The organism is Novosphingobium sp. BL-S-34, assembly GCF_056857015.1.
The window spans coordinates 255,704-280,696 of the sequence record NZ_JBXEPV010000003.1 but is presented as its reverse complement, the minus strand read 5'-3'; the positions used below and the strand labels follow the sequence as shown (position 1 = coordinate 280,696).

The window sequence follows — 24,993 nt, the reverse complement described above, 5'->3', positions numbered from 1 at the left end:
CTGAGGTTCTGTACTCTCGATGGATTGGGCGGCACGGGCGGCTCCTCCCATAAGGTCGTGACTGATTGAGGCTATGCATGAAGTGCATGCATCGAAGTTTGCAGGTTACAGTAGCGGCTCACGAATATGGCCGCTAATCCCACGTCCGGCTCAGGTCCATCAACAAATTGGTGAACCGACGGCAGCTATCAGGGAGCCGAGATGACGTGGTCTATGTCGGCTTCGTCGGCGGGACCTGAAAGTTCGCGTTTCTGGAGGAGTTATCGCCCGGCAATGACGCGAGCCCCTCCGCCGACCTAGGCAGCCGTTATGCGCTATGCGCGTTTGAGGTGGGATGGACCTGCGTGATTCTGATGACGAGAAACGAGCTGCAGCTCAGGCGGCGGTGGGCGAAGTCGCTGACGGGATGATGGTCGGGCTTGGCACGGGTAGCACCGTCGCCTTTGCGATCGCGGCGTTGGCGCGGCGCTGCCGGGAAGGGCTTTCGGTTCGGGTAGTCGCGACCTCGCTGCGCACCGAGCACGCTGCCAAGGCTTCAGGCATCGAGGTACTGGATTTCAGCACGGTGTCGCATGTCGACCTTGCCATAGACGGTGTGGATCAGATTGACCCACGCCTGCGTGCGATCAAGGGTGCGGGCGGTGCGATGCTGCGCGAGAAGATCGTGGCGCAAGCCGCCGCCCGCATGATTGCAATCTGCGATGCCAGCAAGCATGTGTCCCGCTTGCCGCCGGGGCCATTGCCTGTCGAGATTCTACCGTTCGCCCAGGCTTTCGTAACGAACCAGATCGAATGCTTGGGTGCCACAGCAAACCTGCGCGGGATCGAGGCACGCAAACCCTACCGGACCGACCAGGATAATCTCGTGCTCGACTGCACTGCGCCCGCTGGCTTCGATCTCGAGGCCTTCGCGATCCACTTGCAGGCCATCCCCGGGATCATGGGGCACGGTTTCTTCGCAAACGAAATAGACGCCGTCTACCTGGCCGAGGGTGATCGCGTGCGACTTTTGGAAAGGCCGGCACCTGCATGGCCCGGGACATAAAAATCGCGCCCTCCGTGCTCGCCGCCGATTTCACGCGGCTGGGCGAGGAAGTACGGGCCGTCGACCGCGCGGGCGCGGACTGGATACACGTGGACATCATGGATGGCCTTTTCGTGCCGGAAATCTCGATCGGGCCGACAGTCGTCGAAGCGATCAGGTGCTCCACCCAAAAGCCGCTCAACGTGCACCTGATGGTGGTGGAGCCTGAGCGTACGATCGAGCGCTACGCCAAGGCCGGCGCTGACCATATTCTCATCCAGTCGGAGCCGGGCTCGACCGTTCACCTCCACCGGGTCTTGAGTCAGGTTCGCGAACTGGGCAGTCAGCCCGGCGTTGTCGTAGACCCGGCGACACCGATCGCCTGGATCGAGCAAGTACTGCACCTCGTCGGCGTGGTCCTGGTGATGACGGTTAACCCCGGATTCGGCGGCCAACGGTTCCTGCCCGAGATGCTTCCTAAGATCGCCGACCTGAGCCGCCTTTGCCGGGAACGCGGCCTTGATCCGCACATCGAGGTAGATGGCGGGCAGGACCCGCTGACCGTGCGCAAAACGATCGAGGCCGGCGCGGATGTCATCGTCGCCGGCACGGCGATCTTCGGTGCCGATGACTACGGGCAGGCCGTCGCTTCCCTCAGGCTCGCCGCCGCCGGTTAAGGCCCGGAATCCTTTTCTGAAGCGTTTTAGACATTCCAGAAACAATAGGCGCCCGCTGCCGTTATGGAGGTGCATCACGGAGTCCACGATGGCCACCGAACCCGGATCGGACGCAAGACCCGCCCTCCCGTCACGAGAGATGACTCGGCCACATCGGGCGAGCCCTTGAAAACCTTGTCATGGTTATCGCATCGCTGGCGGCCGGACAGACGTTCTATTCCGCCCGCGGCGAGGGCTGCCCGGCGCAGCCACTGCCCATGTGCGGGAGCGCGCCGGACGGTGTTGCATTAGCGATACGTAATTGCTCTGAAATAGCTGACAGGAGAGCCTCATGGCCAGCCTAGACACGCGCACTCTCGCCTCGGATGCCGACGCCAGGCGGCAGGCGATCGATACGATCCGCACTCTGGCGATGGACGCAGTCCAGAAAGCGAACTCCGGCCATCCGGGCACGCCCATGGCCATGGCGCCGGTCGGCTATACCCTGTGGCGCGACTTTCTGCGGTATGATCCGGCCGCGCCCGATTGGCCCAACCGCGACCGTTTCGTGCTTTCGATCGGCCATGCCTCGATGCTGCTCTACGCCCTGCTCCACCTCGCTGGGGTTGAGGAGATCGACGCAGATGGGCGCAAGACCGGCCAGCTGGCGGTCAGCCTCGACGATATCCGGCAGTTCCGCCAGCTGGGGTCCAAGACGCCGGGCCATCCCGAATACCGCATGACCACCGGTATCGAGACGACGACAGGCCCGCTGGGCCAGGGCGTCGCCAACGCGGTAGGCATGGCGATCGCTGAGCGCGCGCTTGCCGCGGGCTTCAATCGGCCCGGCTTCACGCTGTTCGACCACGACGTCTACGCGATGTGCGGCGATGGTGACATGATGGAAGGTATCTCGGCCGAAGCGGCCTCGCTCGCCGGGCACTTGCGCCTGTCGAACCTATGCTGGATCTACGATGACAACAGCATCTCGATCGAGGGGTCGACCCAGATCGCCTTCACCGAAGACGTCGGCAAGCGCTTCGCCGCTTATGGCTGGGCCGTCCTCGAAGTGGCGGATGCTAACGACACCGCCGCCGTCGCCAGTGCGCTCGAGACCTTCCGCGCAACCGACGACCGCCCCACGCTGATCATCGTGCGCTCCGTGATCGGCTGGGGTTCGCCCCGGGCCGGCAGCGAGAAGGCGCACGGAGAGGCGCTCGGCGAAGAGAACGTACGCCTCACCAAGAAGGCCTATGGCTGGCCTGAGGATTCCTCGTTCCTGGTGCCCGACGGTGTCTCCGATACCTTCCGCGCCGCCTTGGACGCTAACGGGGGCAAGGCGCGGCGGGAGTGGGACGCCCTGTTCGATCGCTATCGCGCCCAGTTCCCTGAACTCGCGGGCGAACTCGACGACTTGCGCTCCGGCAAGGCGGCAGGGGGTTGGGACAAGGATATCCCCGTGTTCGAAACCGACGCCAAGGGCATCGCCTCGCGCGATAGTGGCGGCAAGGTGCTCAACGCCATCGCCCCGCACATCCCGCTGCTGATGGGGGGCGCCGCCGACCTCGCCCCTTCCACCAAGACCAACCTGACGTTCCAGGGCGCGGGCACTTTCGAGGCCGACACGCCGGGCGGACGCAATATGCACTTCGGGGTGCGCGAACACGCCATGGGCGCGATCGCGAACGGCATGGCCCTGTCCTACCTGCGCTCCTACACGGCGACGTTCCTCGTCTTCGCCGACTACATGCGCACGCCGATCCGGCTGGCGGCGATCATGGAATTGCCGACCATCTTCGTCTTCACCCACGACTCGATCGGCGTCGGAGAGGATGGCCCCACCCACCAGCCGATCGAGCATCTTGCCACCTTGCGGGCGATACCGGGCCTCAACACGATCCGCCCTGGCGACGCCAACGAAGTGGCCGAAGCGTGGAAGGTGGCAGTGGAATCCACGCACGAACCGACGGTGCTTGTCCTCTCCCGCCAGGCCTTGCCCACGCTCGACCGCTCGCGCCTCGCCGGTGCCGACGGGCTGCGGCGCGGGGCCTACGTGTTGGCGGACGCGGCTGACGGCGATCCCCAGGTCATCCTCATCGCCACCGGCAGCGAAGTTTCGCTGGCACTGGACGCGCATGATCGGCTGGCGGCGGACGGGGTGCGCTCGCGAGTGGTCTCGATGCCGAGCTGGCATGCGTTCGAGAAGCAGGACGATGCCTACCGCGTCAGCGTATTCCCACGCTCGGTGCGGGCGAGGCTCGCGATCGAACAGGCCGGCTCGCTGGGCTGGGACCGCTATGTCGGGTCCGACGGGGCGACCATCACCATGTCGACCTTCGGTGCTTCCGCGCCGCTCGCCAAACTTCAGGCCAAGTACGGGTTCACGGTCGACAACGCCGTGAAAATGGCTCGTGAACTCATCGGAAAGACCGCGTCATGACCAGTCGTCTCGCAGAACTGAACGCCGCCGGGCAAGCAGTCTGGCTCGATTTCATCGAACGAGACTTCATCGCCAGCGGTGGCCTTGCCAAGCTGATCGACGAGGACGCCCTGACCGGAGTCACCTCCAACCCTTCGATCTTCGAAAAGGCACTGGCCGGCCGCGCCGTCGACGATGGGGACGGCAGCACCAGCGCCATTTACGAAAGCGAGGCGATCCCCGACATCCGCAGCGCGGCGGATCTGCTCAGACCGGTCTATGATCGTCTCGACGCGCGCGACGGCTTCGTGAGCCTCGAAGTCTCGCCTTACGCGGCGAACAACACGGACGTCACGATTTCAGAGGCGCGGCGGCTCTGGGACGTGGTCGCCCGGCCGAACCTGATGGTCAAGGTTCCGGGCACGCCCGCCGGGGTTCCCGCGATCCGGCAGCTGATCGAGGACGGCATCAACGTCAACGTGACGCTGCTGTTCTCGATCGACGCTTACGAGCAGGTGGCCGAGGCCTATCTCACCGGCCTCGAAGCGCGCGTCGCCAAGGGCGAGCCGATAGATCGCATCGCCAGTGTCGCCAGCTTCTTCGTGAGCCGCATCGACACGCAGATCGACAAGGCCATCGACGAGCGGATCGGCAACAACGACGCCGAGAGCGATCGGCTCGAGGCGCTGCGCGGCAAAGTGGCGATCGCCAATGCCAAGCTGGCCTACCAGAGCTTTATTGCCACCTCTATCTCCTCGCGGTGGCAGGCGCTGGCGGCCAAGGGCGCGAAGCTGCAGCGGCTGCTCTGGGCCTCGACCGGGACCAAGGACGCGGCCTACCCAGACACGCTCTACATCGATAGCCTGATCGGGCCCGATACGGTCAACACCATGCCGCCCAAGACGATGGATGGCTTCCGCGACCACGGCACCACCGCGCAGACGCTCACCGCCGATGTCGATGCCGCAAAGCAAGTGCTGGCCGACGCCGACGCGCTCGGGCTGGACCTGCCGGGCGTCACCGAAATTCTGCTCACCGAAGGGCTGGCGTCATTCGCCGACTCGTTCGACAAAATACTCGGCAGCGTGGCGTCCGGGCGCACCAAATGGTTCGGCGACAAGCTGAACGCGATGACCGAGCGGCTGCCCGATACACTCGCCAGCGCCGTGGAGGCGCGTCTGGAGACGGCGCGCGAGGCAGGGTGGTCGCGCGGGCTATGGGCAGGCGATGCGTCGATCTGGACCGGGGGCGACGAGGGCAAATGGCTCGGCTGGCTGGCTGCGGGCGAAGGCAAGCAGGTAGACTTCGCGCAGCTGTCGGACCTTGCCGAGGCCGCGCGCGGCTTCAAGGACGCCGTACTGCTGGGCATGGGTGGATCGAGCCTGGGGCCAGAAGTGCTCTCGCGCGTGCTCGGCTCGGCGCCGGGATATCCCCGGCTCCACGTCCTCGACACCACCGACCCGGAGCAGATCGGCGCAGTCGCCGCGCAGATCGATCCGAAGGAGACGCTGTTCATCGTCTCGTCCAAGTCCGGCTCGACGATGGAGCCCGAACTGCTGCGCGCTTACTTCTTCGCCGCCTCGGGCGAGCAGGCCGATCACTTCGTCGCCGTCACCGATCCCGGTTCCAAGCTGGAGGCACTGGCGGGCGAAGCTGGGTTCCGCCAAGTGTTCCACGGCGATCCGGCGATCGGTGGGCGCTATTCGGTCCTCTCGGTGTTCGGCATGGCTCCGGCGGCCGCGATCGGTATCGACGTGAAAGCGCTGTTCGCCGCGACCCGGCCGATGGTCCTGGCCTGCGGCGAGGACGTGCTGCCCGCCGCCAATCCTGGGCTGCGTCTCGGCGCGATCCTGGGCGAAGCGGCGCTGGCGGGCAGGGACAAGCTGACTATCGTGCCCTCGGCCGGGCTGGAGCCGTTCGGCTCGTGGCTGGAGCAGTTGATTGCCGAATCCACCGGCAAGCAGGGCAGGGGCATCGTGCCCGTGGACCTGGAGCCGCTGGGCCCACCCGAAGTCTACGGCACCGACCGCATGTTCGCGCACCTGCACCTCGCGGGCGACCAGGATCCCGATCTCGAGGCCAGGCTCGATGCGCTTGCGGCGGCCGGGCACCCGGTCATCGCGATTACCGTGCCTGATCGCCTGCAGATGGCGCAGGAGTTCTTCCGCTGGGAGATCGCCACCGCCGTCGCCGGGGCAGTAATCGGCATCGATCCCTTCGACCAGCCGGATGTCGAGGACGCCAAGATCGCAACCCGCAAGCTGGTCGACGCCTACGAGCAATCGGGCGCGCTCGAACCCGAGACGCCCGTATGGGAGGACGACACCGTCGCTGTATTCGCACCTGCCGGTACCACCTTTGACGAGACAAGCCTTGCCGGTGTCCTTGCAGGCCATCTGGCGCAGCTCAAAGTCGGCAGCTACCTCGGCATCCTCGCCTATATCGAGCGGGACGCCGACAACGAGGCGGCGCTTGGCCGGATGCGCACGGCGGTGCGTGATGCCAGGAAGGTCGCCACGGTCAGCGGCTTCGGGCCGCGGTTCCTGCACTCGACCGGGCAAGCCTACAAGGGCGGCCCGGTCACCGGTACGTTCATCGAAGTCACCCGAATGCCCAGCCGCGACCTTGCCGTGCCGGGGCGGAAGGCCAGCTTCGGCACCGTGCAACTAGCGCAGGCGCGCGGTGATTTCGACGTGCTCGTTGAGCGCGGACAGCGGGCGCTGCGCGTTCATCTCAAGACCGGAGACGTGTCGGCGCTGGAAGCCGCGCTGGTCTCGGCCGCGACTTTCTAGGAAGGATCACCAAGTATGCGTATCGCCATGATCGGCCTGGGCCGAATGGGAGCCAACATCGCCCGCCGCCTGATGCGCGGAGGCCACGAGATCGTCGCCTTCGACCGCAACGAACCCGCCGTCGCCGAACTGGCGGGAGAGGGGGCGATAGCCGCCAGCTCGGTGTCCGACATCATCGGCAAGTTCGACGGCGGCCCCCGCATCTTCTGGATCATGCTCCCGGCGGGCGCGCCGACCGAAGACACGATCACCCAGCTGATGGATCTTGCCTCGCCGGGTGACATCCTCATCGACGGCGGCAACAGCTTCTACAAGGACGACATCCGCCGCGCCAAGGCCTGCCGCGAGAAGGACCTGCACTACGTCGACGTTGGCACCTCGGGCGGCGTCTGGGGGCTCGAGCGCGGGTACTGCATGATGATCGGCGGCGACAAGGAGACGGTCGACCTGCTCGATCCGATCTTCGACACCATGGCGCCCGGCTACGGCACGATCCCATGCACCGACGGGCGTGATGCGCCCGACGACCGCGCCGAGCGGGGCTATATCCATGCAGGGCCAGCGGGAGCGGGCCACTTCGTCAAAATGGTTCACAACGGCATCGAATACGGCCTCATGCAGGCCTATGCCGAGGGGTTTGACGTGCTCAAGGGCCGCGCTTCCAACAAACTGCCCGAGGATGAGCGGTTCGACATAAGCCTCCCCGACGTCGCGGAGGTCTGGCGGCGGGGCAGCGTCATCTCGTCCTGGCTGCTCGACCTCACCGCCATCGGTCTTGCCAAGGATCCCATGCTTGAGCAGTTCACCGGCCGCGTCGCGGATTCCGGCGAAGGCCATTGGACGATCGATGCCGCGATGGAGGAGGCGGTGCCAGTCTACGTGCTGTCTGCCGCGCTGTTCGCGCGCTACCGTAGCCGCGTCGACACGACCTTCGGCGACAAGCTGCTGTCAGCCATGCGCTTCGGCTTCGGCGGCCACGTCGAGATGCCGCAGTGACGGACGGCGCGGGGCCGGCGGTGGCACCGGCGGCCACGCTCGTCATCTTCGGCGCGATGGGCGACCTCGCCCGGCGCCTGCTCGTGCCCTCTATTTTCAACCTCGTGCGCGATGGCTTGATCCCCGAAGACTTCGCAGTCTTGGGCGTGAGCCACCACGATGCCGACGACGAGAAGCTGCGCGGCGAGCTGGAGTCCTTCATCCCGGAGGAGGAGCGCGGCGGTGATGCCTGGCAATCGCTCCGGCGCCGGATCGGCTACCTGCAGGGAGACTTCGAACAGGACACGACTTATGCCGAGTTGGCGAAGCGGGTGAGCGGCAACGCGGTGTTCTATCTCGCCACCGCGCCGCAGTTCTTCGGTCCCGCGGTGGAGAAACTGGCGGCAGCCAAGGTGCTGGACGAGGACGAAGGCTTCCGCAGGGTCCTGGTGGAAAAGCCGTTCGGCCGTGATCTTGCTTCTGCGCGGGATCTCAATGCCAGGTTGCTTGCCTGCATTCCCGAGGGCCAGATCTACCGGATCGATCATTTCCTGGGCAAGGAGACGGTCCAGAACATCATGGTCGCGCGTTTCGGCAATCACCTGTTCGAAGCGATCTGGAACAACCGCTATATCGACCATGTCCAGATCACTGCGGCCGAGACCGTCTCGATCGACACGCGCGGCAAGTTCTACGACGCCACCGGCGCCCTGCGCGACATGGTGCCCAACCACCTGTTCCAGCTCCTTGCGATGGTGGCGATGGAGCCGCCCAACTCGTTCGATGCCGAAGCGGTGCGCAACGAAAAGGGGAAAGTCCTGGCGGCGGTGCGTGGTCCGCGCGCCGCCGAGGTGGAGACCTATGCCGTGCGGGGCCGGTACGTGGCGGGGCGCGCGGGCGACAAGGATGTGCCGGACTACCTGAACGAAGCCGATGTCGCCTCCGGCAGCTGCACCGAGACTTATGCGGCGGTGAAAGTGGAGATCGATTCCTGGCGCTGGGTCGGGGTGCCGTTCTACCTGCGCACCGGCAAGGCGATGACGGCGCGTGACACCGAGATCGTCCTGCAGTTCAAGCCGGTGGCGTTCGCCCTTTTCCGCGACACCGACGTCGGCGAGCTACCGCCCAATCGGCTGGTCCTGCAGATCCAGCCGCAGGAGGGCATGTCGCTCCGCTTCCTTGTCAAGAAGCCCGGACCGCTGGTCGATACCGCCGAAGTCAGCATGGACTTCGCCTATGCCGATGCCTTCTCCATGGGTCATCGCACCGGATACGAGACGCTGCTCTACGATGCCTTCATCGGCGACCAGACGCTGTTCCAACGGGCGGACATGATCGAGGCAGGCTGGGCTGCGATGGAGCCGGTGCTCGAAAGCTGGCAGACAGCCGGACAGCCCGAGGATTACGAAGCGGGCAGCGATGGGCCTGCCGGCGCCGAAACCTTGCTGGCGCGCGACGGCCGGCACTGGAACTCCCTGGGATGAGCATATGATCCGCCTCCTCGTTTCCGACATCGACGGCACTCTCGTCCGCACCGACAAGTCACTGGCACCGGCCACCGTTGCTGCGGCGCGCAAGTTGGTTGCGGCGGGGGTGCCGATGAGTCTCATCAGCGCCCGTCCGCCGTCTGGCATCGGGTGGATCGCGGAGGAAATCGGCCTCCCGGGACCGTTCGGTGCATTCAACGGCGGCACCGTGTTCATGCGCGACGGTACGGTCGTCGAGCGCCATGGCCTGGAGCCCGAAGTCGCGCGCCGGGTCATCGAACTGGTGCGCAAAGCCGGGATCACCTGCTGGGTCTTTGCCGATGGATTGTGGTATTCGAACAGGGCGGACGACCCCTACAACCTGCGCGAGGTCAAGGCGGCCAACGTCCAGCCGGTCATCACGCAGGATTTCACCGCGCTGCTTGGCCGCGTCGACAAGATCGTCGGTGTCAGCCCCGACGATCATTGTCTGACGGCGCTGGCCGAAGCTGCCAGGGAGTTCGCGGGCGTCCGCGCCACCATCGCTCGCTCGCAGACCTATTACCTCGACGTAACCGCCCCGCAGGCGAACAAGGGCGACGGCGTCAGCCGCATCGCCGCGGCTTTTGGGGTGCCACCCGAAGATGTGGCGGTGCTCGGCGATCAGGCCAACGACCTGCCGATGTTCTCGCGCGCCGGTCTTTCCATCGCCATGGGGCAAGCCACCGACGAGGTGAAGGCCCATGCCGACCACGTGACGGCGAGCAGCGACGATGATGGCGTCGCCCAAGCGATCGAAGCGCTGCTGAATGGAGACTACGCCGCTCGCGGCGCAGCGGCACTGGAACGTCGCGCTCCAGGATAGCACGGGCCCTATCCGAACTTTGTCGCCGCTGCCGCGTTCGTTTCGCGAGGCGCGGCATGTCGTTGCCATGGGAGACACGGGCATGGAAGCTGCGCAGGTATTCACCAAGCTCGACCTGGAACTCAGGCCCGATCCCTCCCGAACGGTGGTCCGGCCGTTCTCCTTTAATTATCCGCCAGCCTTCGCCGAAGGCCGCCCGCCCCGCCCGCACGTCGTCGTTCAACGCATCCTCTCATTGGATGACGGGGTGCGCGAGCGGATGTTCGACTTCATCGCGGGTCCCATGCGCGAACGCCACCGCAACGTCGAGGGCACGTTCCTGCGCCACTTGGAGGCCCTTGGTGACGAACTGGGCGACCTGAGCGGCGTCAGCGAACGCGATCGCCTGCTCATCGGCGCTTATTTCAGCCAGGAATACGCCTTCGAATCCGCCGCACTCTTCAACCCGAGCATCGTGCGTATGCCCGGAAAAAACGAGGTTGGAGGCAGCGGCATTCGGTTCCTGCTCTCGCTGCGGGGCATCGGCGAAGGACATATATCCTCGGTTACGTTTCGTACCGGCACTTGGGAGGGCGGTGAGGCCCTGACCATCGATCCACCCAGCGAATACAGCGTCCCGCCCCGGATCGAGAGCGACCACGAAGGCTGGGTCCGCCTCTTGTGCGACGACAGCCAGGATATCTCGGAAACCGTCATCTTCCCCGTCCTGCCATCCCAACGCCAGGGCGTCGAGGACCTGCGGATGGTCAATTTCACCGACGATGACGGCAGCGAACTCGTGATCGGCACCTATACCGCCTATGACGGGCTCAACGCCCGGCAGGAAATGATGCGCGGCGTCGATCTTCGCACCTTCGAGATGCGCCCCCTGGCCGGCGCCATGACGGGCTATAAGGGCATGGCGCTGTTCCCGCGCCGGATCGACGGCCAGTTTGTGATGCTCGGCCGGCAGGACAGCGAAAACATCTGGCTCCTGCGCTCCGACGACCTGTACGTCTGGAAAGAGGGCTCCATCATCATGGCTCCGCAGTTCCCGTGGGAGTTCGTGCAGCTAGGGAACTGCGGATCGCCGATCGAGATCGAGGAAGGCTGGCTCGTCTTCACCCATGGGGTCGGCATGGTGCGCGGTTACTGCATAGGTGCGTGCCTGCTCGACAAGGCAGATCCCTCTCGTGTGCTGGCCCGCACCAGCGCGCCCCTCATTTTCCCTAGCGCCGAGCAGCACGGCGGCTACGTTCCCAACGTAACATACAGCTGCGGGGCACTGGTACACGAAAGACGAGTGCTTTTACCCTATGGCGTCGGCGATGAGTCCACATGTTTTGCCGTCGCAGATCTCGATGATTTGCTGGGCGCAATGGTCCAAATCTAACGTCGTATGCGCAGCTCGCGCGCAGTCGTAGATGCACGCGGCTGCTCCGGGCAGAGCTATGGGCGAAATTGACCGCGCTCAGTGTCTCGGCCTTCCACCGGCACTTCAAAGCCTTGGCAGCGCTCAGCGCGCTTTAATATACCAGAAGCAGTTACGCTTCGCGTTTGACCGCCGACAAGCGGCCAGTCCGAAAAGCCCCCTTTCTGCCATTATACGATGCCGGTCAGGCAAACGATGAATGGTCAGCCCGGATCGTGTCCCGAGAGGTGGTGTAGCTTTTCTGGACCACCTTGCTTTTCGGCCTCAGCCTGAGCCGATCATGAGCCGGGTACTGCCGACAGCATGACAATGGGATTGTCGCTGAGCGGGGCCATCGTTTCAAGCGTCATGTACCGCGCGCGCTGGACGGCCCATTCGTCGGACTGTTCCATGAGGATGGCTCCGACGAGGCGGGTGATGGCGGCTTCGTTCGGGAAGATCCCAACGACCTCGGTCCGCCGTTTGATTTCGCCATTAAGGCGCTCGATGGGGTTTGTGCTGTGTAGTTTGGCGCGATGCTCGCGCGGGAATGTCATGTAGGCCAACACATCGGGCTCAGCGTCGTCCATCAGCGTGGCTAGCTTGGGCAGTTTGGGCCGCACTTGGTCGGCGATCGAACGCCACTGCTGGCTCGCAGCTTCTGGAGTTTCCTGGGCGAAGGCGGTGGCGATGAAGGCGGAGACGACGCGCCTGCCGCTCTTGCCGGCATGGGCGAGTGCATTGCGCATGAAGTGGACGCGGCAGCGCTGCCAGGTCGCGCACAGCAGTTTGGAGACCGCCGCCTTAATGCCTTCGTGCGCATCGGAGATGACCAGCTTAACACCGCGCAGTCCTCGGCGCGTCAGTTTGCGCAGGAAGGCGGTCCAGAACGGCTCGGCCTCGGAAGGACCGATATCCATGCCTAGCACCTCGCGGCGGCCATCGCTGTTGACGCCCACCGCGACGATCACCGCCACCGAGACGATACGCCCGTTCTGCCGGACTTTCACGTAGGTGGCGTCGATCCATAGGTACGGCCAGTCGCCTTCGATTGGGCGCTCGAGGAAGGCACCGACCTTCTCGTCGAGTTCCTCGCACAGCCGGCTGACCTGGCTCTTCGAGATCCCATCCATACCCAGCGCCTTTACCAGGTCATCTACCGAGCGGGTGGAGATGCCCTGGATATACGCTCACATGACGAGGACGTCGGTCAAGGTTTAATGTCGTGACAGCATTGGCCGTCTCCTTGGCAATCGGATCCAGGCTTTGCCCGTTGTATGACGCGGACCGACGAATCGACCCATATCCAGCTCACATGCGGTCGCCGTCCGGAACGGCTGCACCATTATCCCGCTTACGGCGGGACGGGCTGAGGTAAGCGAGACCAGTCTTCCTGGCGGCGGTGAACGCCAACTTATATCTCGGTTCGCTTCCTGGATCCGCGGAGCTGATCAGGCTCCAGGGATTGGTGTAGGGTGTTGCGTCAGGCGGCCTTCACTATGGCTCCCTCGATCACCACGCCCGCAGTCGCATATTTCCACAAGGCGACGAGGAGCTTGCGGGCGAGTGCTACAATCGTCGGCTTTTTGAGACGGCCGCCGTTGTGTTGCACGCGTTCATGGAACCAGCGCGCAAGCGCGGAGTCCGGCTGGTATCGCAGCCAGAGCCAAGACAACTCGACCATGGTCGATCGCAGCCGAGCATTCCCGGTCTTGGAGACGCCCTGCTCGCGTCGGATTGATCCGCTCTGCCATGGTGTGGGCGCCAAGCCAGCATAGGCAGCAAGCTGTCGTCGATTGTCAAAATGCCGGAATAGACCTTCCGAACACAGAACGGCGGCGAACTCCGGTCCGATGCCCTTGACGTGCATGAGCATCGTGACCGGAGTGTCGGTTGCTTCCTCTTTGACCAAAGCATCGCGTTCCACCTCGACGGCTTTGATCTGTTGCATGATCAGCTCGAGGCGATCGAGTTCGCGGTGAATCTGCCCTTCGACATGCCGAGCGAGGGGCCGGCCATCGCCCGTTTGCATATCCTTGAGCCGATCGCGTCGATCGCGACGCATCGGCTCGTAACCCGTGATGCCTTGCGTAAAGAGCAGACCTTTGATCCGATTGACGTGGCAGGTGCGCTCGTTGATCAGAACCTTGCGCTCACGACAGACGCGGCGCCGGTCCTCCTCTTCCACACTCGGCGGCCGAACCATCGCGCACACCCGTGGTTCGCCTCTCTTATACGCGAGCAAGGCGCGCACCAGCGCTTCGCCGTCGATCTTGTCGGTCTTCGCTCTCCGCCGTCGCCGTGACGTCGCGATTGATGCGGGATCGACGACATGGCTTTCGATGCCCTCCCGTTCGAGTACGCGGTGAATCCAGAATCCGTCGAGACCGGCCTCTTGGATGACGATTACGCCAAAATCCTGGCCAGTCCTCTGGGCCGCCTTCGTGCGAAGCTGCGTGAACCGGTCCATCAGGCCGGCGATGTCGCCAGCGCGCACGACATGTTTCGACATCCGCTCGCTAGCACCTGGTGACAGCGACGTAATTAGCCACGTCGATTTACTCAGTTCCATCGAAACGAAGATGGCGCCAAGATCAATACGGATAGCGGCCGGCGCATGGGGTCGATCAGTTGTAGCTGCAAGCATGGTTGCCTCCACGGAGTTAGGGTCAGCAACCGCACTCTGCCAGAGCGCCAGCCGCTATCCACCTCTCGCCATGGGATCTTCCTGGATCACTGCGGTCAGCGCCCGCTCGGCCATGCGACGGGGTTCGAGGAAGCCGGGGAAGTAGCTTCCCTTCCTGAGCTTGGGGATGCGTAGTTCGACCGTCCCCGCTCGCGTCTGCCAGTCGCGCTCGCGGTAGCCGTTGCGCTGGACCAGCCTCGCCGCAGATTTCTCGCCGTGGCCGGCTCCGGTCAGGTTGCCGACTTCCATCTCCATCAGCCGCTCGGCGGCAAACGAAATCATCTCGCGCAGAATATCTGCATCGGGGGCCTTCTCTACCAGCGAACGCAAGTGCATCATCGGATCGGTCATCGTGATTCCTTCCGTCAGGTTTGAGCTTCACAACCCAAACCTACCCGAAAATCACGGTGACCACCTCAGCCTTCAGCTACACCACGTCCTGGGACACGATTTCAGCCCGTGTCAAAAAGCTGCTGCGCTATCGCTCAAAACGGTAGAGATGTCGCATCTACAGGCGATGATCGGCCGGCCGAAATCGGAAACCTGATTTTAGCTTGGGAATGACCGTTATGAGGGCGCACATCGCGGGCTGGGGAGGGCGGTAGTGGCAGGTCGCGACCAGCTCAAGACATTCAGTGTGCGGGTGCGAACGGTCTAATTTGACAAAAGCCGCCTTTCGCTCCTCTGACAGCAGCCAGTCGGTGAGGGCCCTTATTGTCGTCATCCGGAACATGAGCAGGCCCCAATACTGGACGTCGCTGCCTGCCGCATGAGATAAACCTCAAAACCACGATGGCCACGATTTCTCGCGCGTCCGCGCAAACTGGGTGCTTGGGGCAATCCCAATTTAAAAATTAAGCGAACCATGGTCATCTCGCTAGAGGTGTACCACCGCAAAGCTCATGAATTATTCCACGAAGCCAGCGATGGGCGGCATCGTTCTCGAAACGAGGATGCCAAGCTTGACGCAATGTCACTGGGGGCAAGTCGAGCGGGATGGGAAATGCACGCATTCCTGTGGGTAGGTGCTGGTCGCCCAGCAGATAGAGATCGGGTAGTGGCAGCAGCAATTCGCTTCCTGGCAGCAGCAGCAGTGCCGTCGAGAAGGTCGGGGCGGTCAGCGCGATTCTGCGGCGCAGATTGAGAGCTGCGAGCGACGCATCGATCGGGCCGCTCAACCTGCCGCGACGCGAGACGACGATCTGATCGACCGCCGCGAAACGTTCCGCCGTTATTTCGTTGGCAAAGATCGCATGTCCTTCCCGCGCGATTGCGACGATTGCCGTCTTTAGCAGTGCCTGAACCCGCACTTCCGGATCGAGCGCATTGGTCGCACCGATGAACAGATCAATATGGCCTTCGCGCAAGGCATCATCGTCATCGCCGACCTCCGGCGCAAAACGAACAGTCACACCGGGTGCCGTTTTTCTCAGACGCAGGGCGAGTTGCGCACCGAAAGCGACGATGAAGCTATCGTTGGCGCGGATGGTAAAACAGCGGCGGAGAGTTGCTATCGCGCGTTCGCCCGCCGGCTGCATGAACCCAAGCGCCTGGTTCACCAGACTGTGGATCGGATCGCGTAGCTCCAGCGCGCGAGGGGTCGGCACCATTTTTCGCCCCGCGAGAACGAGGATCGGATCGCCGAGTACCACGCGTATGCGGGCTAGTGTGCGGCTCATTGCCGGCGCACTCAGGTTCATGCGCCGCGCTGCGCCGACGACACTCTCCTCCATAAGCAGGGCGTCGAGAGCAATCAGCAGGTTGAGATCGGGATATTCCACGTCAGGCCGTCCAGTCATGACGCCTGACGCAATGCCGAGCGCTATTGTTGAATGTTCCTGCCCGGAATTCGCGTAATCGACGAGAGGCAATTTCTGCTTCCTTCCAAAAATGCCAAGACGGACAAGTATCCGATTTTGCAGTGTTTCGCGCTCTCGACCAGTGCGTCTGGTGCATTCATGAAGTGCAGCGCAGTCGATTTCTGAGCAGCATTTGCAGCGGTATCGAACTCGCCACCGTTCGAAGACGTGCGAGACTTGCCATGCCAATTGACCGATTTCTCGTTCTGCGCAGCGTATCGTGACAACGATCGCCGCAGCTCCATTGACCCAGGTTCCCGTCTCTACGGCACCACCAGCGGCCGCTTTGCCAGTGTTCGGGCGGCGCCTCGCGACGGGACTGGTCGGCGTACTCCTCGTGTCCCTTACCGCTGGCCTGAACGAACAGGTCACCAAGGTTGCGCTGGTCGACGTGCGTGGAGTCCTGGGCATCGGCCATGACGAAGGGACCTGGCTCACCGCTCTCTATGGCGCAACCAACGTCGCCGCGATGGCCTTCGCGCCCTGGTTCTCGGTGACTCTCTCGCTGCGGCGCTTCACCATTGGCGCGGTTCTCGCGTTTGCGCTGCTGGGGCTGCTGTGTCCGTTTGCACCGAATGTCAGCGCTTTCTATGTATTGCGCGCCTTGCAGGGTCTGGCGGGCGGGTGCCTGCCGCCGATGCTGATGACTGTGGCGCTGCGGTACCTTCCTGCCAATATCAAGATCTACGGACTGGCCGGTTACGCGCTGACGGCGACTTTCGGCCCCGGCCTCGGTACACCGCTGGCCGCGCTCTGGACCGATTTCGTCGGTTGGCAGATGGTGTTCTGGCAGGTCGTGCCGCTGTGCCTGCTGGGCGCGCTGGCCATAGCCTGGGGTATTCCGCAGGACCCGCTCCGACTGGAACGGTTCAAGGCGTTCGACGGGATCGGCCTCGTCACCGGCTTTCCCGCTATCGCCCTGCTCGTGATTGCGCTGGAGCAGGGCGACCGGTTCGGCTGGCTGCAATCGCCCCTGATCTGCGCCCTGTTCGGCGGCGGCGGACTGCTCCTGCTGCTTTTCCTCGTCAACGAGTGGAGTCACCCCCTGCCGTTCTTCAAGCTCCAAATGCTGGGACGGCGCAATTTCTCGCATGCGCTTATCACTCTGGCAGGCGTGCTGGTGATTTTCCTCGGCGTAATCGTAATACCCGGCGGTTATCTGGCCGAAACGGGCGGCTATCGCCCGCTGGAAACCACACCGCTGGCGCTGATCGTGGCGCTGCCGCAGCTCGTCGCCCTGCCGCTCACGGCGGCCATCCTCAACCTCCAGCGTGTCGACTGCCGCTGGGTTCTGGCCATCGGGCTCGGGATGGTCGCGAGTTCCTGCGCGCTCGGCAGTTTCGTTACCGCCGACTGGGTGCGGGAGAACTTCTACCTGCTACAGGCGCTCCAGATCATGGGCCAGCCGATGGCCGTCATCCCGCTGCTGATGCTGGCGACGACCGGCCTTCCTCCCGTCGAGGGGCCGTGGGCCTCGGCCATGTTCAACACGGTCAAGGGCTTCGCTGCTGCCCTTGGCACTGGCCTTGTCGAGGGGCTCGGCACCGTACGCGAACATTACCATTCGGAGATGCTGGTCGACCGGCTGGGCGGCCAGCTAGGCGGCATGACGGGCAGCTGCGACCCCGCCGCACTTTCCGAACTGGCCGAGCGCATCCGCACCCAGGCGGCAGTGCTGATGTCCGCCGACCTCTACATGGTGATGGCCGGTATCGCCTGCGGCCTGATCCTGCTCATCCCGATCATGCCTACCCGCATCTATCCGCCCCGCGCCGCCGCCCCGGCCAAGACCCAATGAAAGCGACGAACATGGCCTATCGCCCTTCCAGCAAGCATGTCCTCCTCACCACGTCCGTACTGGTCATCGCCGGTATGGCGCTGGGCGGCGCCCGGCTCGCCGCGCCCGCCGGGCAGCAATCGACCGACGACGCCTATGTCCGTGCGGACGCCACTATCGCGGCACCGCGCGTGCCCGGACAGATCGCCGAACTGCTGGTCGACGACAATCAGCAGGTGAAAGCCGGTCAGCTTCTGGCGAAGATCGACGATCGTGACTTCCGCGCAGCGCTGGCCAGCGCCGAGGCGGACGTTGCCGTCGCCCAGGCAGACATCGCCAATTTCGATGCCGAGATTGCCCGCCATCCCGCAATAGTCGCGCAGGCGGAAGCGACCCTGCGCGCGGACCGGGCAGCCGCCTCTTTTGCGCAGGCCAATGCCGTACGCTATCGCCACCTTTCGGCAGGCGGCGCGGGCACGACGCAGGAAAAGCAGCAGGCCGACAGCACGCTCGCCGAGCGGTTGGCGACCAGCGACCAGGACCGTTCGGCGCTCACCGCCGCGCAGCAGCAATTGGGCGTTCTGCAAGCAGGACGTTCCAAGGCGGTCGGCGCGCTCGGCCACGCGCAGGCGGCGCTCGACCAGGCGCGGCTCAACCTTTCCTACACCGAGATCCGCGCGCCGATCGACGGCCTGGTTGGCCAACGCACCATCCGGGTCGGCGCGATCGTCGAGGCAGGCACGCCGCTGCTCGCCGTTGTCCCGCTGACAAAAGTCTATGTCCTGGCCAATTTCCGGGAAAACCAGCTCGCCAACATGCGGATCGGACAGCCCGCAACGATCAGCGTCGACAGCCTGCCTGGAGTCAGGCTCAAGGCGCATGTCGATAGTCTTGCGCCGGTTACCGGACTTGCGCTTGCGCCCATCGCGCCGGACAACGCCACCGGCAATTTCACCAAGGTGGTGCAACGCCTGCCGGTCAAGCTCACCCTCGATCCGGGGCAGGCCGATGCCGCGCGCCTGCATGTAGGGCTCTCGGTCGTGCCGACGGTAGACGTGACCGCCCCCGGCGATGCGCCCGTTTCGGGAGCGGCACAGCGGTGAACATCGCTTCTTCCTTGCGAGCGTTGATGGCGCTCGGCTTGACCAGTCCGCTTCTCACCGGATGCATGGTCGGCCCGAACTTTACGCGACCCGAAGTCGCCGTGCCTGTCGCTTATGGCCGGCCGAACAGCGCCGTGGCCCCGAGCCGCCCCGTAGAGGTGCCGGTCGTCGCCGAATGGTGGACCCTGTTCGACGATCCAACCCTCACCTCGCTCGAAGCCCGTCTGGCAGACGCCAATCTCGACGTGAAGGCCGCGGCCGCGCGGTTGCTCCAGAGCCGGGCGCAGCGCCGGGTTGCAGGCGCGCGGGAATACCCCAGCCTTGGCGCCGCTGGGTCCTATTATCGCGAGCGGGCCAGTCCGAACGGCATTCTTTCGCTGATGGGCTCCGGGGCGGCGGCAACGCAGCAGCAGTCGGCTGCAGGGGCTGCGCCGTTCGGGGTATCCAGCCTGCCCGGCTCGGACGGCTCACCACCCTATGACCTATGGCAGGCGGGCGTGGACACATCCTGGGAGCTGGACCTCTGGGGCAGCGTGCGCCGGAGCGTCGAAGCCGCCAATGCCGCCTTGCAGGAATCGCTGGAAGACCGGCGTGCCATCCTGCTGTCTGCACAGACCGAACTGGCCCGCGATTATATCGACCTGCGGGCAAACCAGGCCTTGCTTGCCATCACACGGCATAATCTCGATGTGGCCCGTGACAGCGTCAGGCTTACCCGGTTGCGGTTCGATCAGGGGGTCGTCACCAACCTCGATGTGGCCGATGCGCAAGCCCAGGTCGCAACCATCGAGGCGCGTATTCCTGCGCTCGAAACACGCCGCGATGCCCTGATCAACGCGCTCTCGCTGCTATTGGCGCTGCAGCCCGGCGCATTGGCTGGGGAGTTGGCCGGGAAGCTGGCAAGCGAGCGCGAAATTCCCGTCCTGCCTGCCGCGGTGCCGGTCGGCCTGCCGTCCGAACTCGCGCGGCGGCGGCCGGATATCCGGCGCGCCGAAGCCGAGCTTCACCGCGCGACCGCTGCGATCGGTATCGCCAAGGCGGACTTCTATCCCAGCATTTCGCTCACCGGCAGCCTCGGCACGCAGGCGCTGGCGCTTTCCAATCTCGGAAGTTGGGCATCGCATCAGTTCGTTGCGGGTCCGTCGATCTCGCTGCCCTTCTTCCAGGGCGGCCGCCTCAAGGGCACGCTTGCGCTGCGCAAGGCGGAGCAGCAGGAAGCCGCGATCCGGTTCCAGCAGACCGTGCTCAAGGCCTGGCACGAGATCGACGATGCCCTCTCCGTTTACGATGCGCAGCAGCGGCGGCGCGATCGGCTGGCCGAGGCGGTGCGCCATAACAGGGCAGCGCTGGACGTCGCGCAGCGACGTTACCGCGAAGGCGCGATCGACTTTCTCAACGTGCTCTCGGTCCAGCGCGCGCTGCTCGATGCGGAAAGCGATCTTGCCGCAAGCAACGGACAGGCGGCGAGCGATCTCGTCGTTCTGTTCAAGACGCTCGGTGGGGGCTGGGAGACCGCCTTCCCCGAGGCCTCCCCATCTTCCGAGTCTATACCACTACCGCTCTCAACAAACGACAGCAAAGGAGCAGCGTCGTGACCGAATTTACCGGCGCGCGTCATTTCAGAATTCACGATATCTCGCAGTTTCCCGTCGTGCGGGCCCGCGCCAGCACCGTGCACCCGGGCTACGGGCCGGACTGGATACGCGAGATGGAAGACCTCCTTTCCGCCGCGACACCGTTCGTATTGCTCTACTGCGAAACCCTGCCCGAAGAGGACCAGGAAGATTTCAAGCTCCGTGGCATCTGGATGAAGGTCAATAGGGAGCGGTTGGCGGCGCACTGCAAGGCGGTGATACGGGTCGAACCGGACGCGAAGAGACGGACAAAGGTCTTGCAGCAATCCACCGGGACACAACGGGCTTTCGGCGTTCCCACCGAAGTCGCGTCCACGATCGAGGAGGCCCTGATCCGGGCCGGTACGATTTGCGCGGGACACTATGACCCAGGCGACATAGCCGGGGCGGATAGGACCGGCCATGTTTCATAGAATCCTGGTAGGGATCGATGGATCGCGCCGCACGGAAGTCATCGTCAACGCAGCCGCCAGCCTCGCGTTGGCGGCCGGCGCTTCTGTGCATATTCTCTGCGCGGTGGATCCGGCTTATTTTCTCGAGGAGGCGAATGGCATCCGCCCGAGCCGCACCGACGAATTAGATTATCCTGCAGCCGCGAGCGAGCGAGAGAGAGCCGACAATTTGGTCCGGCAAGTTGTCGCAGAGCTTGTGACTAAAGGCTTAGAGGCTTCTGGCATGGTAGTTGGCGGTGAGCCGGTCCAGGCGACCTTAACAACAGCATTCCAGCTCAAATGCGATGCCATTGTGCTCGGGCATCGTCATTTAACGTGGCTGGGACGGATGACGGATCGGTCAGTTTGCCACGATCTGCTCGAGCAGTCGTCGATACCGGTATTGGTAATTCCTACTAGCTAGGCAAGTTGCTTCCAGGATGACGATAAGGTGCCGCCACGGACAGTGGTGGCATCATCTCAGGCGCTACTGGGTCGTGGTAGCTTGCTGGCCATGGAAGTGCCTGTTCCAAGGCGATTACCGCGTAACCGCAAACGTCCGCTTCAACCCAAACATGCCGCTCCCAGTATGGTTGCGAATCTCGGGTTTGTCCCAGGCCCGGCCCATCACAGCGGACCCCTTGCTCCCGTTCAGCCGCCCATTTCTCTTTCCCAGTTTCGGCCAGTTCGGTTTTCTCTCAGCGACGGCCAAACGGCCAGACGGTTTGCCACCCTAGGCGACAAACCATCCGGCCCCTAGGGCTTGGTGATTAAATCTGCACCTGGCCGCCATCTACAAAGAGTTCGACACCGTTGACGAAGCTCGCATCGTCGGAGGCGAGGAACAGCACGGCCTTGGCGATTTCCTCGGGCTGACCGATCCGGCCCGCGGGGATCAGGCTGGCGAGATAGTCCTTGGTGTCCGCCGCCTGCTCGCTGCCGCCGAAAAGATGGTCGAGCCCGGCGGTCTCGGTTACGCCGGGGCTGACGGCGTTGACGCGGATGCGGCGATCCTTGAGGTCGAGGATCCAGTTGCGCGCGAAGTTGCGCACTGCCGCCTTGGTCGCCGAATAGACGCTGAAGGCAGGCGTGCCTGAGATGCTCGTTGTCGAACTCGTGAGGATTACTGAGGCTCCGTCCTTGAGCAGCGGTAGCGCCTTCTGGACGGTGAACAGCACGCCCTTCACGTTGGTGTCGAAAGTGCTCTGGTAGTGCTCCTCGGTGATCGCGCCGAGCGGCATCATCTCGCCGCCGCCGGCATTGGCGAAGACCACGTCGATCTGCGCATGCTGCTGCTGGACCGCGTCGTAGAGCCGGTCGATGTCGGTGAGCTTGGCCATGTTGCCCTGGACGCCGGTTACGCGCCCGCCGATTGCCTTCACCGCGGCATCGAGCGTTTCCTGCCGCCGCCCGGTGATGAACACCGATGCGCCCTCGTCCGCGAAGGCCTTGGCCGTCGCGAGACCGATCCCGCTGGTGCCACCGGTCACCACCACCACCTTGCCATTGAATTTATTCGTCATTGTCTTTCTCCTTCGTGTTTCGGCGAACCGCCGTTGCCCGAATGAGATGGCATCAGAACGATGATGCGTGTAGACAGCAGATATGGCACTTAGCGTTCCACTGGAGGAACGATGATGCGGATCGACCTGAACGACTATGCCTATTTTGCCGAAGTGGTGGCGCACGGCGGCTTTGCCGCAGCGGGGCGCGCGCTCCGGGAGCCCAAGTCCAAGTTGAGCCGCCGCATCGCCGGGCTGGAGGAGCGCCTCGGCCTACGCCTTATCGAACGATCCAGTCGGCGCTTCCGTGTGACCGACACCGGCCTTGCCTTCTACGAGCGGTGCCGAGCCATCCTCGCCGAGGCCGAGCAGGCCGAGGCGCTGGTACTCGAGGCACAGACCGAACCCCATGGCCGCATCCGCTTCAGCTGTCCCACCGGCATGGTCGAGCCCATCTCGGGGCTGATATCCGCGTTCCTCGCCCGCTATCCAAAGGTGCGCCTGCAGCTCGTCGCGACAGACCGCCCGGTGGACCTGATCGAGGAGCGGATCGATCTTGCCTTGCGCGTGCGCGCCGCGCTGACCAGCGATGCCGCGCTCACCATGCGCTCGCTAGGCAGATCGACGCGCATCCTCGTCGCCTGCCCCGAACTGGCAAGCCAGATCAAGCAGGTGGAGCAGCTCGCAAACCTGCCGACGCTCGCCACGGATGACGCCGCGGACGATCTCGAATGGCACCTTGAGACCGAGGATGGCCGCAAACATGCCATCCGCACCGCTCCGCGCATGGGCTGCACCGACATGGTCGCGGTACGCAACGCCGCCATCGACGGCCTCGGCATCGCGATACTGCCCGACCACGTTTGCCGCGAGGCGCTGATCGCCGGCAAGCTGGCCCACGTGCTGCCCGACTGGCGCGGGCTCCAAGGCATTGTACACCTTGTCTTCACCACCCGCCGGGGCCTGCCGCCATCCGTGCGAGCGTTGATCGATCATCTCGCGGTAGGGTTTCCCCGCGAGGTCGTAGAGCTGATACCCTGAGTTAGAGTTCAGGCAGACCGCAAGAGTATGGCCGACCCTTGACGGCGCTCAGCGGCTGAATTTCGTTCTCGCGGTGCTGACCGTCCGGTCTCCCCGCAGGTGTCGACCAAATTAGCCCGTTCGTCAGATGAGGGCATGACTGCTAATCTCGAAAACCCGAGCGGAAGCTTTTTAGGCAGGCGCCAAGGACGTTTGCCGAACTCACATAATCTACGGGGCAAAATCGCCGGCACGTGCAGCGATTGGCCGGGCCTCGGTCACCAGCGTCGTCAGCAGTTTGCCCGGCTCCTCGCTGGTGATGTGATGGCCCGATCGCTCAAACCAGATCAAACGTTTCGACGGCGCGCGCACCCTCGCGAACCACTCGGCTGCCACCTCGCTCGACACATTCATGTCGTGCCGGCCAAGCAGGAGCACTAGCGGCACATCCAATCGCCGTATCGTCGAGAGGTCGGTTGCCAAAACCTTGGGAAGCAGCGCCTGGGTGACCGGTTCCTGACCCTTGAACGCGTTGCGGACATCCTCGTCGCTGTATTCCGGAGCCAGCTTGAACGCGGCTGCCTCGAAATCGCCGCCCGCCCGGCGCCAGGCCGCGCCGCCGTAATAGTTCAGCCACTTGCGCTGCGTCAGGATAGCGGCAACCGTGAGCTGACGGCCAGGGGCACCATAGGGGGCGATTGCTTCCATTTCGTGCACGGCCTGCGCGTTACCGTCGGCCCGCGCCTTAGAAATTGTCCATTGCCAACCGCGCCGCTCGCTCTCCAGTCCGTCCGTCAGCTGGCCCATCCCGATATAGGCATGGAGCCATTCAGGATGCGCTGCCGCAAGCTTCAGTCCTAACATGCTGCCCCAGCTGTGCCCGAGCACGAACACCTTGCGCTTGCCGAACCGCTTGCGTGCCCACTGCACCAACTCTTCGGCATCGGCCTGGAATTGCTCCGGCGTTAGCGTGGCAGGATCGCTCGCGCCGCTCAATGTATACGTCTTGCCAGCGTTGCGCTGGTCCCAATGGATGACAGTGAAATACTCGTCCCACCCGCGGTCCCACCACCAGTCGAGAGGCATCTCGACAAACCCGGGACCGCCATGGAAGTAGATCAGCACAGGGTTTTGCAAATCCTGGCTGCGGATTGATACGGCTTGGGAAATGCCGCCGATCGGCACCGTCTCAATCGCCTGCAAACCCTGCGGGCTGACGATTTCCCGCAGATCGGCAATGATTTTGACAGCTTCCGCCCTGTTGTGCGGCCCCACGGAACCTTGCTGGTGTGGTTGGGCGGCTGCAGGAAGAGCGGCGACAATCGCGGCTAGTGCAACGAGCTTTTTCATACACTGTCCAATCGGCTTGGTATCGGACTGTCAGCTTGCCAAAT

General features: G+C 64.0%; 18 protein-coding genes and 2 pseudogenes. 14 read left to right on the top strand and 6 right to left on the bottom strand.

Going from position 1 to position 24,993, the window contains the following annotated elements:
• Nucleotides 1-334 precede the first annotated feature (334 nt).
• From rpiA to AC1VV3_RS24070, 8 genes are all read left to right on the top strand, one after another.
• A complete protein-coding gene (gene rpiA / locus AC1VV3_RS24105) occupies nucleotides 335-1,045 on the top strand; it encodes a ribose-5-phosphate isomerase RpiA (protein WP_482963557.1) in 711 nt (236 codons plus the stop codon).
• Nucleotides 1,030-1,701 (top strand): ribulose-phosphate 3-epimerase, encoded by a 672-nt coding sequence (rpe, locus tag AC1VV3_RS24100; RefSeq protein ID WP_482963556.1) that lies wholly within the window; start codon nucleotides 1,030-1,032, stop codon nucleotides 1,699-1,701. The genes rpiA and rpe overlap by 16 nt, the downstream gene beginning before the upstream one ends.
• Before the next feature lie 331 nt (nucleotides 1,702-2,032).
• A complete protein-coding gene (gene tkt / locus AC1VV3_RS24095) occupies nucleotides 2,033-4,120 on the top strand; it encodes a transketolase (RefSeq protein ID WP_482963555.1) in 2,088 nt (695 codons plus the stop codon).
• Nucleotides 4,117-6,891, top strand: coding sequence for a bifunctional transaldolase/phosoglucose isomerase (locus tag AC1VV3_RS24090; RefSeq protein WP_482963554.1), 2,775 nt, complete (start codon nucleotides 4,117-4,119; stop codon nucleotides 6,889-6,891). Before tkt ends, AC1VV3_RS24090 begins: the two co-directional genes overlap by 4 nt.
• A gap of 15 nt (nucleotides 6,892-6,906) precedes the next feature.
• Nucleotides 6,907-7,887, top strand: coding sequence for a phosphogluconate dehydrogenase (NAD(+)-dependent, decarboxylating) (gene gnd, locus AC1VV3_RS24085; protein WP_482963553.1), 981 nt, complete (start codon nucleotides 6,907-6,909; stop codon nucleotides 7,885-7,887).
• Nucleotides 7,884-9,350, top strand: a complete 1,467-nt coding sequence (gene zwf, locus AC1VV3_RS24080) for a glucose-6-phosphate dehydrogenase (protein WP_482963552.1) — start codon at nucleotides 7,884-7,886, stop codon at nucleotides 9,348-9,350. Before gnd ends, zwf begins: the two co-directional genes overlap by 4 nt.
• A gap of 4 nt (nucleotides 9,351-9,354) precedes the next feature.
• On the top strand, nucleotides 9,355-10,197 hold the full coding sequence (locus tag AC1VV3_RS24075; protein ID WP_482963551.1) for a Cof-type HAD-IIB family hydrolase: 843 nt from the start codon (nucleotides 9,355-9,357) through the stop codon (nucleotides 10,195-10,197).
• 82 nt (nucleotides 10,198-10,279) lie between these two features.
• A complete protein-coding gene (locus AC1VV3_RS24070) occupies nucleotides 10,280-11,569 on the top strand; it encodes a glycoside hydrolase family 130 protein (RefSeq protein ID WP_482963658.1) in 1,290 nt (429 codons plus the stop codon).
• 317 nt (nucleotides 11,570-11,886) lie between these two features.
• Here the strand turns inward: AC1VV3_RS24070 and AC1VV3_RS24065 are convergent.
• The 4 genes and pseudogenes from AC1VV3_RS24065 to AC1VV3_RS24050 all read right to left on the bottom strand — a co-directional run.
• A pseudogene (locus tag AC1VV3_RS24065) lies at nucleotides 11,887-12,777 on the bottom strand (IS256 family transposase); the annotation flags it as partial.
• A 293-nt stretch (nucleotides 12,778-13,070) separates the two neighbouring features.
• Nucleotides 13,071-14,234: an IS110 family RNA-guided transposase gene (locus AC1VV3_RS24060; RefSeq protein ID WP_482963385.1), complete on the bottom strand. Its 1,164-nt coding sequence runs from the start codon at nucleotides 14,232-14,234 to the stop codon at nucleotides 13,071-13,073.
• Nucleotides 14,235-14,312: 78 nt separating this feature from the next.
• Nucleotides 14,313-14,624: pseudogene (locus tag AC1VV3_RS24055) on the bottom strand (transposase); the annotation flags it as partial.
• Between the two features lie 518 nt (nucleotides 14,625-15,142).
• Complete coding sequence (locus AC1VV3_RS24050; RefSeq protein ID WP_482963657.1) at nucleotides 15,143-16,054, bottom strand: LysR family transcriptional regulator; 912 nt, start codon at nucleotides 16,052-16,054, stop codon at nucleotides 15,143-15,145.
• Between the two features lie 298 nt (nucleotides 16,055-16,352).
• Between AC1VV3_RS24050 and AC1VV3_RS24045 the strand changes: the two genes are divergently transcribed.
• Genes AC1VV3_RS24045 through AC1VV3_RS24025 form a run of 5 tightly spaced genes read left to right on the top strand, consistent with a single transcriptional unit; the run spans nucleotide 16,353 to nucleotide 21,501 of the window.
• Complete coding sequence (locus AC1VV3_RS24045) at nucleotides 16,353-17,930, top strand: MFS transporter (protein WP_482963550.1); 1,578 nt, start codon at nucleotides 16,353-16,355, stop codon at nucleotides 17,928-17,930.
• Between the two features lie 11 nt (nucleotides 17,931-17,941).
• A complete protein-coding gene (locus tag AC1VV3_RS24040; RefSeq protein WP_482963549.1) occupies nucleotides 17,942-19,012 on the top strand; it encodes an HlyD family secretion protein in 1,071 nt (356 codons plus the stop codon).
• A 26-nt stretch (nucleotides 19,013-19,038) separates the two neighbouring features.
• Nucleotides 19,039-20,607, top strand: coding sequence for an efflux transporter outer membrane subunit (locus AC1VV3_RS24035; protein ID WP_482963656.1), 1,569 nt, complete (start codon nucleotides 19,039-19,041; stop codon nucleotides 20,605-20,607).
• Nucleotides 20,604-21,059, top strand: coding sequence for a hypothetical protein (locus AC1VV3_RS24030; protein WP_482963548.1), 456 nt, complete (start codon nucleotides 20,604-20,606; stop codon nucleotides 21,057-21,059). Before AC1VV3_RS24035 ends, AC1VV3_RS24030 begins: the two co-directional genes overlap by 4 nt.
• Entirely contained in the window at nucleotides 21,049-21,501 is a 453-nt protein-coding gene (locus tag AC1VV3_RS24025) for a universal stress protein (protein ID WP_465128688.1), read from the top strand. Before AC1VV3_RS24030 ends, AC1VV3_RS24025 begins: the two co-directional genes overlap by 11 nt.
• 346 nt (nucleotides 21,502-21,847) lie before the next feature.
• Here the strand turns inward: AC1VV3_RS24025 and AC1VV3_RS24020 are convergent, their stop codons facing one another.
• Complete coding sequence (locus AC1VV3_RS24020) at nucleotides 21,848-22,600, bottom strand: SDR family NAD(P)-dependent oxidoreductase (protein ID WP_482963547.1); 753 nt, start codon at nucleotides 22,598-22,600, stop codon at nucleotides 21,848-21,850.
• 114 nt (nucleotides 22,601-22,714) lie between these two features.
• Here AC1VV3_RS24020 and AC1VV3_RS24015 point away from each other — a divergent pair, with 114 nt between their 5' ends.
• Nucleotides 22,715-23,620 carry a LysR family transcriptional regulator gene (locus tag AC1VV3_RS24015; RefSeq protein WP_465128690.1) on the top strand — a complete coding sequence of 302 codons (906 nt, stop codon included), beginning with the start codon at nucleotides 22,715-22,717 and terminating at the stop codon, nucleotides 23,618-23,620.
• Nucleotides 23,621-23,830: 210 nt separating this feature from the next.
• Here AC1VV3_RS24015 and AC1VV3_RS24010 read toward each other — a convergent pair whose 3' ends face one another.
• The gene (locus AC1VV3_RS24010; RefSeq protein ID WP_465128691.1) at nucleotides 23,831-24,949 is read right to left on the bottom strand and encodes an alpha/beta fold hydrolase; all 1,119 of its coding nucleotides are present in this window, start codon (nucleotides 24,947-24,949) and stop codon (nucleotides 23,831-23,833) included.
• Nucleotides 24,950-24,993 lie beyond the last annotated feature (44 nt).